Origin of the sequence: Psychroserpens damuponensis, from assembly GCF_000826655.1 — a bacterium.
GTDB lineage: Bacteria > Bacteroidota > Bacteroidia > Flavobacteriales > Flavobacteriaceae > Psychroserpens > Psychroserpens damuponensis.
Genome location: NZ_JXJO01000018.1, coordinates 85,787 through 96,168, shown reverse-complemented (window position 1 = coordinate 96,168; position 10,382 = coordinate 85,787). Strand labels below are relative to the sequence as shown.

Annotated in this window: 10 protein-coding genes; 4 read left to right on the top strand and 6 right to left on the bottom strand. The window is 31.3% G+C overall.

Translation table 11 applies throughout. The features are described 5' to 3' along the window. Positions 1–110: 110 nt before the first annotated feature. From TD29_RS11590 to TD29_RS11570, 5 genes are all read right to left on the bottom strand, one after another. Complete coding sequence (locus TD29_RS11590) at positions 111–698, bottom strand: hypothetical protein (RefSeq protein WP_040280843.1); 588 nt, start codon at positions 696–698, stop codon at positions 111–113. A gap of 402 nt (positions 699–1,100) precedes the next feature. Beyond that, positions 1,101–2,414, bottom strand: coding sequence for a DUF3570 domain-containing protein (locus TD29_RS11585; RefSeq protein ID WP_040280842.1), 1,314 nt, complete (start codon positions 2,412–2,414; stop codon positions 1,101–1,103). A 13-nt stretch (positions 2,415–2,427) separates the two neighbouring features. Continuing rightward, the gene (locus TD29_RS11580; RefSeq protein ID WP_040280841.1) at positions 2,428–2,640 is read right to left on the bottom strand and encodes a DUF4266 domain-containing protein; all 213 of its coding nucleotides are present in this window, start codon (positions 2,638–2,640) and stop codon (positions 2,428–2,430) included. Continuing rightward, positions 2,637–3,578 (bottom strand): FAD:protein FMN transferase, encoded by a 942-nt coding sequence (locus TD29_RS11575; protein ID WP_052467089.1) that lies wholly within the window; start codon positions 3,576–3,578, stop codon positions 2,637–2,639. The genes TD29_RS11580 and TD29_RS11575 overlap by 4 nt, the downstream gene beginning before the upstream one ends. 40 nt (positions 3,579–3,618) lie before the next feature. Beyond that, the gene (locus tag TD29_RS11570; protein ID WP_040280838.1) at positions 3,619–4,059 is read right to left on the bottom strand and encodes a thioredoxin family protein; all 441 of its coding nucleotides are present in this window, start codon (positions 4,057–4,059) and stop codon (positions 3,619–3,621) included. A 472-nt stretch (positions 4,060–4,531) separates the two neighbouring features. Here TD29_RS11570 and TD29_RS11565 point away from each other — a divergent pair, with 472 nt between their 5' ends. Further along, a complete protein-coding gene (locus TD29_RS11565; protein WP_040280837.1) occupies positions 4,532–4,711 on the top strand; it encodes a hypothetical protein in 180 nt (59 codons plus the stop codon). A gap of 77 nt (positions 4,712–4,788) precedes the next feature. Here TD29_RS11565 and xerA read toward each other — a convergent pair whose 3' ends face one another. Beyond that, positions 4,789–5,916: a site-specific tyrosine recombinase/integron integrase gene (gene xerA / locus TD29_RS11560; protein ID WP_052467088.1), complete on the bottom strand. Its 1,128-nt coding sequence runs from the start codon at positions 5,914–5,916 to the stop codon at positions 4,789–4,791. An 86-nt stretch (positions 5,917–6,002) separates the two neighbouring features. Between xerA and TD29_RS11555 the strand changes: the two genes are divergently transcribed. From TD29_RS11555 to TD29_RS11545, 3 genes are all read left to right on the top strand, one after another. Continuing rightward, complete coding sequence (locus tag TD29_RS11555; RefSeq protein WP_040280836.1) at positions 6,003–6,398, top strand: hypothetical protein; 396 nt, start codon at positions 6,003–6,005, stop codon at positions 6,396–6,398. A 596-nt stretch (positions 6,399–6,994) separates the two neighbouring features. After that, positions 6,995–9,319, top strand: a complete 2,325-nt coding sequence (locus tag TD29_RS11550; RefSeq protein WP_040280835.1) for a chondroitinase-B domain-containing protein — start codon at positions 6,995–6,997, stop codon at positions 9,317–9,319. A gap of 27 nt (positions 9,320–9,346) precedes the next feature. Next, entirely contained in the window at positions 9,347–10,372 is a 1,026-nt protein-coding gene (locus TD29_RS11545) for a polysaccharide lyase family 7 protein (protein WP_040280833.1), read from the top strand. Positions 10,373–10,382 lie beyond the last annotated feature (10 nt).

The window sequence follows — 10,382 nt, the reverse complement described above, 5'->3', positions numbered from 1 at the left end:
TTTAAGCACTAAAGTTAGCAAACTTTCACGAACCAGAGAAAATTCCGCAGGAATTTTCGTAAGTAAGCCTGAAAAAAGCAATTAATTATACACGGTGTTGGGCACAGTATTTATTTTAGTTTATATCGCTCTTTAAATTTCTTCTCATATGTGTTTTTATTGTCAATACTATCTTTATATCCCAAGTCCATTTCTACAATTAATTCATTTTGTATTTCTCTAGTGAATTCCAAGAAATCCCATCTTTTTGGGAAATCATTAAAAGGAAGATTATCAATAATATTTTTTGGGTTTATCATAGTGTTTTCCGCAATAGAAGTATAAACTGCAATAAAAACTCCAATTTTTTCTTTCAATTCTTTTTTTGGTAAGTAAGAATTATTCAAAACAAACAATCTTGTAAGTTTATTTTGTAGGTCAATATTTTCTGATATTTGAATTAAACTTTTTACTTGTCGGTTATATTTTTCTATTTCAGTACTGTCTTTTGTTTCCGAAAGCATAATATTTTTGAAAAAATTAGTATCTTCAAAGTACTGATAATTACCCATAAGAATGTGAGTGATTTCAAGCATTTCTTCTAACTTTTCTATTCGTAATTGTCTTTTCTCGATTCTTGTATTTTGAATATAAGCGATTACTGAAATCACAATGGCAATTATTGAAATTATTCCTGTTACATAATCGTTTATTCCCATTATTTTTTTGAATTCGAGTATTTTTATATTGTGCCCAACGTCTCCGTATATGAAACGTAGCGTATAAATAAACTCTATCGTTTCGGATTAAACACGAGCCGAATTTTTAATTTTTATGTTTAATTTTCTTTTATAAATATAACCAAATTAAAAATTTGGCGTACTTCGTAAATATACAAAAACCTCTCGGAAAGCCTGTAATAGCTATGTTTTATATACATTGTTGTGAATAGTGCTTTTCACGTTCTGCTTATTGTTCCGATGTTTGTTATTTAGTTCATAATTGAGCGTTGGCAAGACATACTCTTTTGCAATTTTTGGCTTGTGTGGTGGCTTAAGCGAATTGCGAATGTGTATGGCTTTTTAGCGTTGGCTTAAAATAAACAAAATTCCAATATTTGATTAATCCATTACAAACTTAAATCCTGCTGTAATAATACTAGAACTAAAAGATGTATCTCTATCGTACTGATAAAATTTTAAGTCAATACTTTTTAGACCTAGTTTCCAAATATGTGCCTTTGCGAAAATATCTGTATAAGACACTCCAAATCCAATTTGGTTAGCAGAATATTCGGAAAGGTCATAATCAGAAGTATAAAAGTCATCGGTAGATAAAGCACTTTCATAAGGTCTAAAATAATCGGCTGCTGTTTGGTTATAAAATCTATAAGAAGGATACAAAGTAAACTTATCAGTAATTTTAATTGGCACTTCAATACTTGCAGTATGTGAAGATATTCCCCAATCATCAAAATAATAGCGATAGAATGTTCTTACTGTAAATGTTTCATTTAAATACCAATTTAAACGACCACCTACAGCTACTTTAAATCTTGAATCTGGTAAACGCTCAACTGCATCTGCAAGTTGAAAATTATCTATAAATGAATCTGCTACATCACTAAAATACACTCTTTGAAATGGTGTAGATAATAAACCTTGTTGTTGCACAAAATCTAATGCTAACGAACCTTGTACATTCTTGTGAAGAATTTGAGAGAACCCGAAACCTAATGAATAAGAATTACGTCCTTCATCTTTAAATTCACTAAATCTAGGATTGTAATTTGTGTTGCCTGTAATTGTATTTTGCGTGAACAAACTATTGTTTAAACCATTGCCGTTTTCTCCAAATGGTCTTAATTCGGTTGGGTAAATGGCATTCCAAGTATCGATATAAACATTTGCGTTTACGCTTAACTCTGTATTCTTTTCGTTAAATAATTTTGTGTAACTACCGCCAACACCAGCTGAAAAATAATCGTATTCTGATGAAATAGATACTTTTGCAGACCAAATATCATTTCTATCGTCAGAGCTATGACTATAACTTCCTGTTAAATTTGCCCAAAGGTCGCTACTCGATGCGCCAGAAGATGCTTGAAATGGGTCTGCTGGTCCATCATCAAAAGGTCCAACGTTACTTGAAGATGCTGATGTGTATGCTGAAACTCCTGCATCAATAGTTAATACATCATCATCATTTAAAGGTATTGAAACAACAAAAGTTCCTGTAACATCTGTTAATTCTTCATTACCTATTCCGCCACTTACCGCAGCATTATCTCCATCTTGCGAATAGTAACTTGTTAGAAAATCTACTTCTGTAGTTTCTAATACACGTTTTTTATAAACTTTGGTTGAGTCTTGTACTGTTTGCGAATATGATTTAGCAAAAGCAAATACGCAGAATATCAAAATTATTTTTTTCAAATTTCTAGTTTTATTAGTTACAGCCGCAGCCTCCACCAGTTTTTCCTCCATTTGCTCCAACAGCTGCTTCACGATATGAATGCATAGTGGAAACATTTCGGTCACATTTCTTATCTGCCAATGCCATATCTGGGTCATTTATGTTGACTTTTTCGTATTCTTTAACAACAACACAACTACTAAAGCAAGTAGATATTAATGCAACGCATATAAAATTTTTAATCATAATTTATCTATTTCTATATTCTTTGATTTTGTAATATTTCCTTTATCATCTATGATAATACATTCTATTTTTGGTAATTGATTAATACGGTCTAAACCAGCTTCTTTTCCCATAACAAATACTGAAGTTGCTAGTGCATCTGCCAATTCTGCTTTAGGTGCAAAAACGGTTACACTTATAATTCCAGTAGAAGGATATCCAGTTCTTGGGTCTATAATATGTGTGTATCGTTTGCCATTAAAGTTTACATATTTTTCATAATTTCCAGAAGTAACTACAGCTCCATTCGTAATAGGTAGTAATGCAAAGACTTTATTTTTATCCATTGGGTTTGTAATCGCAACTTTCCATTCATCTCCATTGGGTTGTTTTCCCCAAGTATTCATATCTCCAGAAGCATTAATAATTCCAGAAGGTACACCTTTTGAAATAAGAAGCGATTTTGCTTTATCAGCTGCATATCCTTTTCCAATAGCGCCAAAACCAATTTTCATTCCTTCTAATTTAAGAAAAACAGTGCTATCCATTTTATCTAAAACAATGTTTTGATAGCCAACTTTTTCTACAGAAGAAATTATTTCCTCTTTTGAAGGCATTTTAGTCATACTTCCGTCAAACTTCCAAATTTTGTCCATTGAAGCATAGCTAATGTCAAAAGCACCATCGGTCAATTTTGAAATGGCTATTGCTCTTTCAATTAAATCAAACAATTCTTTGTCAACTTTCACAGGTTTAATTCCTGCATTGCGATTAATTTCTGATGTTTGAGAATTATCATCCCAAGATGAAATTAATTTTTCAATTCTTGATATTTCTGCGATAGCAGTATCAATATATTTGTTTGCTTTTATAGAATCGTTTGCTACAACAGTAATATCAAATCGGCTACCCATTAATTTGAGTGTTCTCTTATAAGGTTGTTGTGCTGTACAACCCATTATTGAGAAAAAAAACAATAAAGTGATTAGATGTTTCAAATTACTTTGTAAAAGCGTTTAATTCTTTAATATAATTTTCTGGTGTAGTTTTTTTGTAGCTACTTTCTCCTAATACTTTGCCATTAGAATCAAGTACTACAACAAAAGGAAAAAATCCTTGTTTATTGTATTTTTCAGCAAGTAATGCGTTGGCTTTTGTTTGTACTTCTGATAATGCGTTTTTCTTTCTTCTCGGAAAATCTGCCTTTAGCATAATATAATTTTCTTTTGCATACTTTTTAAAAGTGTCTGTACTCCAAATTTCTCTGTCAAGTTTAATACAAGGCGCACACCAATCTGAACCTTGAAAAACTAATATTATGGGTTTACTTTCTTTGGATGCAATTTCTTTTGCAACGTTAATATCTGTTTGCCATTCTTGAGCCATTGTTGTGCTTGCGCATACAACCATTACTAATAATGCCACAATTATTTTTTTCATTTTTACTTTTTTTTAATATAAATAAATTAATAGTCAACAATTAGACCAATACCTATTAACGAATGTCTTAATTTTTTATTATGTGAATAGCTCATTTTTTTTCAGTTTAATATTAGAGTCAATTCGAGCGTTGGCAAAGAAACAGCTCTTTTGTTTTTTTTGTGTTGGCTGATGTTTCGGCAAAAAAACAAATGTGCTGTTTGCGCGTTGGCTTTATTAGTTCAAATTTTGATGTTTTGTACGATTTTCCGCATTATGCACAACGGTCACGGTCTATGCCTCGTGGATGCGCAGCATACACAGGAGAGGCTATGGCTGTGCATCTATGAGGTATAAACCTTGTTAGATGGCGTTTTGTAAGCGTAGGCACAGACAATTAAATAAATAATAACTGACCTTGGCCGATGCACGGACAGACCGTGACCGTTAGAGGTCATTGAGCAAAAAAATAGAAATATTTAAAACCTTTTATATGAAAAAAATTAGATTCGATGAAATTAGATTTATGAATAGATGGAAACAAAAAAGCTATTCTAGAAATTGCGATTGGACAATTATAGGTGTAACGAAGTGGTGGTTTGGTCCTGAAAGTTTCTGTTATAAAATTTGCTTTTTTGGGTTAGAAGCACAGATTTGGATTAAAAGGTTTTAACTGTTTCTTTTTGCGGTGCTTGCACAATGACCTCTAACAATTGGATATACGCTATTGTCTATATCCACATTATAACGCTAAGATAGTAAATCTTTAATATCCATGAATGATCGATTTGCTACGTGAGTATATATTTCAGTTGTTTTGGTGGTACTATGTCCTAATAATAATTGAATATGTCTAATGTCAGTTCCATTTTCTAATAGATGTGTAGCAAAACTATGTCTTAACATATGAGGTGTAACTTTTTTCAGAACACCTGCCTTCTTTGCTGCTGCTGAAATTATTTTTAAAACACTTGTCGCACTATACTTACTTCCGTTTTGACCTTCAAAAAGATATTCTTTTGGTCTATATTCTTTATAATACAATTGTAGATCCGTCAGAATATTAGGGCTTAATATGGAAATTCGGTCTTTATTTCCTTTTGCATTGTTAATTTTTACAACCATTCTTTTACTATCTATATCGGTCACCTTAAGGCTCAAAAGCTCTCCCCTTCGAAGGCCTGAAGAATAGAGTAGACCTACAATGCACTTGTGTTTATTGTTATTAGTGCTATTAATGATTTTTATGATTTCTTCTTTAGATAAAACTTCTGGAAGTTTTTTTTCTTTTCTAGGTCTTTCAATGGAATAAAATCGATTGGGCATTCCATGTACAATTTCGTAAAAGAATTTTATACTATTAATTGCTAAATTCACATAAGAATTTGATTTCCCTTCCTGAATAAGCTTTTGTAAATATTTTCTAACATCGACTTCATTTAGAGAGATTGGATCTCTGTCATAAAAATAATTTATGAAAGTTTCAAAACAAGAAACATAGTTGCGAACAGTATTATCAGAGTACCTTTTAAGTTCTAGTTTTAATAAATACTCTTCGGGGCATGACTTAAAATTTTTTTTTGGTTTTCTTTTTCTATAACGATCTAGGTTAAGTTCAGGGTTGTCGGTATTTATAATCTTATCGGAAAAGAAATAGTTTCCATTTACCCAAGCAACACCATGAAAGGTTTTGTAAATTAAATCTAAATTGTTTTTATTATTCGAAACGTAGAATACACCCAATTCTTTGCTCCAAGATATATTTGGTAAAGAGTTAATAAGTGCTTGTATAACCTTATTTGTTTGAAATTGAAGACCGATACATTTCTTTTGATTTATAAGTAAATGTTTTAGGGTTATACTGTTCTGAAGTTGCATTTTTTTTATGAAGTTAACTGAATTAATTGATTTTAGCGTATCTTATTCGAATAGGATACGTATAAAATACGGTTAATTTAAATCTTATGAGATTTTACAAAGAATGTTTACATTGTAAGAAGGTATTAGTTGGCAGAACTGATAAGAAATTTTGCGATCCATATTGTAAAAGTGGGTATCAATATCAGCAACTAAGAAAACAGCCAAAGGGGTTTTATAATAAAGTAGATTACCAATTAAAGCTTAATCGTAAAATACTAAAAGAATACAATAAAGGCGGTAAGGTAACAGTTAGAAGACAAATTCTTATTAAAAAGGGATTTAATCCTAATTTTTTTACACACTATTGGAAGAATCAAAAAGACGATGTTTATTTATTTGTGTATGAATATGGTTTTTTAAAAAGGGATGAACATAATGTTTGTAAATATATTCTGATAAAATGGCAGGATTATATGCGAAAAAAAACACCTTTGGGGTAATATATTGTTTAATCTCCAAACAAAATCATGAATACGGTTTTGAACACGATTATATAAAATCACCAGCTCGAACACCCAGTGTTTGTGTTGGGAAAGCGGTCTAAGTCTGGCTCATAACCCGAAGGTCACTGGTTCGAGTCCAGTTCCTGCGACTAATAAAAAGTCAAAACTTAATTGTTTTGACTTTTTTGCTTTAAACAAATAAGATAGTGTACTTGATGGTTGTTTTGAGTCGTAGTTTAAGTGTATTTAATGAGTGCTACAATATGAGACTCGAATACTTCACTTGTTTCAGTTGTTTGTTTTTTGCATGTTCCGGTTTTCTCAAGACTATTTAACCTGATCATATTATTATTGGACTTCAATTACTCATGAGCATAATTAAATGACCTAACAATACTCACTGTAGGCCAAATTGTCGATCAATCTATGTATTTGTTTGTATAATTAACCATATTGTGTTCAAAATTATCCTGTTTCGTTCTGTTTTATAAATTAAAAATTCTATTTTTGGTTAACCAATCTGGTTAACCAGATAAATACGATTACTAAATTAGATTGTATTTAAATTAAAAAAAACAACTCAAAAGTCAGTTATGAAAAAATTAGCATATGCTCTAGTCTTGTCTATTTTGCTAACAGCTTGTGAAGAAACACAACTAGATTCCCAAATATTAGCTTCAACTATTGATGAATTAAATACAGCCATAAATGACGCAAAACCTGGAGATAATATCATTTTAGCTAATGGTGTTTATAAAGATGTTGAAATCAATTTTAGGGGAGTAGGTACTAAAGAAAATCCTATAACTTTAAGAGCTGAAACCGAAGGCAAAGTTAGTATCGAAGGACAGTCCTTTTTGAAGTTTGGTGGTAAACACTTAGTAGTTGAAGGTTTGCATTTTAAAAACGGATTTTCTCCTTCAAGTGCCGTAATTGATTTTAAAATTAGCCACAAAGATACTCTAGATGAAATTGCTAGTTATTGTAAAGTAACCAATTGTGTTATAGAAGACTTTAATAAGCCTAAACGAGACGATAGTGATTTGTGGGTTCAATTTTGGGGAAGACATAACGAGTTAAGCAATTGCTATATTGCAGGTAAAACTAATAGAGGGCCAACTGTAAGGATAAGTATAGAGGGTATTGAAAGCATAAATAATTACCACCAAATTATAAACAATCATTTTGGGCCAAGACCTGTAAAAGGAGGCCCTAGCGGAGAAACTATTCAATTAGGAAATAGTTACACCTCAATGTCGCCAAGTCACACATTGGTAGCTAATAATTTATTTGAAGAATGTAATGGTGAAGTAGAAGTCATATCAAGTAAAACTAATTTTAATGAGTTTAGAAACAATGTGTTTTATAAAAGTGAAGGATCACTTGTAACACGTCATGGTAATTATTGTACAATTGATGGTAATTTTTTCATAGGTGATGGTGAAAATGAAAACTATGGAGGAATTAGAATCATTAATACCGGTCATTGGGTAACAAATAATTACTTTTTTAATTTAAAAGGTACTAGTTTTAGAAGTCCGTTAGCTGTAATGAATGGGATTCCAAAATCGCCTCTAAATCGTTACAACCAAGTAACAGATGTTGTTGTTGCTTACAATACGTATGTAAATTGTAGTGCGCCATGGCAATTTGGTGTTGGTACTAATATTGCACAAGCAGATGTGTTACCAAAATCTGAAATTCGCTCAGCAAGAGCCATACGATCTACTGTAGCAAATAATGTGATCTATAATGAAAAAGGCTTAAAAAACATTGTAGTTGAAAATGATAAGGCAGATGGGGTTTTATTTCAAAACAATGTAGTAGATAATCAAGGAGTCGCTTTTAAAGATTTTGATGGAGGGATCTTAGCTTCTTCTCTAGAATTAAAAAAAGTTTCAGACAATATTTTCCTTCCTACAGGTATTCCTAATTTAGAAGCCTATAATGGTTTCGATTTTAATACTATTGAAAAAGATTTATTCGGAAATTCTAGAAAAGATAGTAAAAGTATTGGTGCTGCTTTAGGTGTAGATATTGACAATCCAAATATCTTAGATAAATCTAAATACGGAACCACTTGGTATTCTAACGACATAAAAGCGAAAGATGCAACAACCTTTACGGTTACTAAAGCCGAAGAATTACAAACTAAAATAAATGAGGCAAGTAATGGTGATATTATTACTCTAGAAAAAGGCATTTACAATTTAGAGAATTCTTTAGTAATTAATAAAACAATTACAATCCAATCAAAAGGAAATGAAAAAGCTCAACTTGTGTTTTCTGGTGAAGAAAATACACCGTTATTTTCATTAGAATCTAAAGGAAAGCTAACTGTCAATAATTTGTCTTTAAAAGGAAATAGTTTAAACTATGGGTTTGCAAGTTTAAAGGAAAATATGTCTAATCATTTTGGATTAACTGTTTTAGGTACCGAAATAAGCAATTTTGGATATGTATTGAAAGTATATAAAGAATCGTTTTCTGAACGTATCACTTTTATAGATTCTTCAATCGCTAATTGTGAAAACGGAATAGAACTTTCCGAAGAAACAAACGACAAAGGTGACTACAATACCGAATATTTAACCATTAACAATTGTAGCTTCAATAATGTGAAAGCAAATGTGATAGATTATTATAGAGGTGGTTATGATGAGTCAACAATTGGAGGGAACCTATTAGTTGCTAACAGCACATTTACTAATTGTGGTGCAAATGAAAAAAATAAAAGACTGTTGAATCATAATGGGATTGTGAATGTAAATATCACTAATAACACATTCAAAAATAATCCAGTTCAATATGTCTCTATTCTTTGGGGAGCAAAAAACAATGTAGAATCTGAAAATAATCTTACAAATTCTGGGCAAATTAAAACTGAAGAGAATTTAGTGATGAAGCTTATGTATTAATAGAATTTAAATAACATCCATTTTGATATGAAGAAATTAATAATTGCACTTATTACATGTTTAACACTTATTTCGTGCAAAGAAAATGCTAAAACAGCTACTGAAACAGCTACAACAAATGCCAAAACAGAAAATACTGTAAAATATCCAAGTGACGTAATTCCGTTTATGGATAAATGGAAAATCCTTTTAGGTGATGGTACTTATGTTGATAGTTTAATAAACTATCAAAAAGATGACTTTTTTTATGTTGAAAATGATGGAAACACAGATTGGGTGGTGTATAAAACACCAAACTCTGGCATTACTTCTAGAACCTCTAGTAATACAAGAACCGAATTGGGTGAAAAAGCCCATTGGATTCCTGAAACCGGAGGAAAGTTAACAGGTACACTAAAAGTACAACATGTGTCAACTACAGGTGATGCAACTAAAGCGTCTGCATTTTCAGTGGTCATCGGACAAATACATAGTGATGAAGGTCATGAAAATGAGCCATTAAAAATATATTTTAAAAAGTTTCCAGGCCACACAAAAGGATCTGTGTTTTGGAATTATGAAATCAATACAAAAGGAGATAATTCTGGGAGATTTGATTATTCAACAGCAGTTTGGGGACATGATTTTTCAGCTGTTGGTTCAAGTCCAAATACATATCCAGAAGAACCTGAACATGGTATAGCTTTAGGAGAAGAGTTTAGTTATGAAGTTAATGTTTACGAAGGCATTATGTATTTAACTTTTACAAGTGAAGAACATGATACTGTTACATTTACCAAAAATTTATTGAAATCAGATTTCTCTAAAAAAGAAGATATACCTCAACAAATTATTGATGTATATGCCTCAAAGCGTACTGTAGGTGTGGAGCGTGAAATTGCTTATGCTGGAGAAGTAAACTACTTTAAACAAGGTGCTTATAATCAAGCAAATATTAAAACAGGATCTAAAACCTATGATGGTGATATTGTAACACAATATGCTAACGGAAGTTATGCCGAAGTTTGGTTTAAAAATGCAACTGTAGGAGAATCAACAAAGCCTAACAAATAATAGAATCACT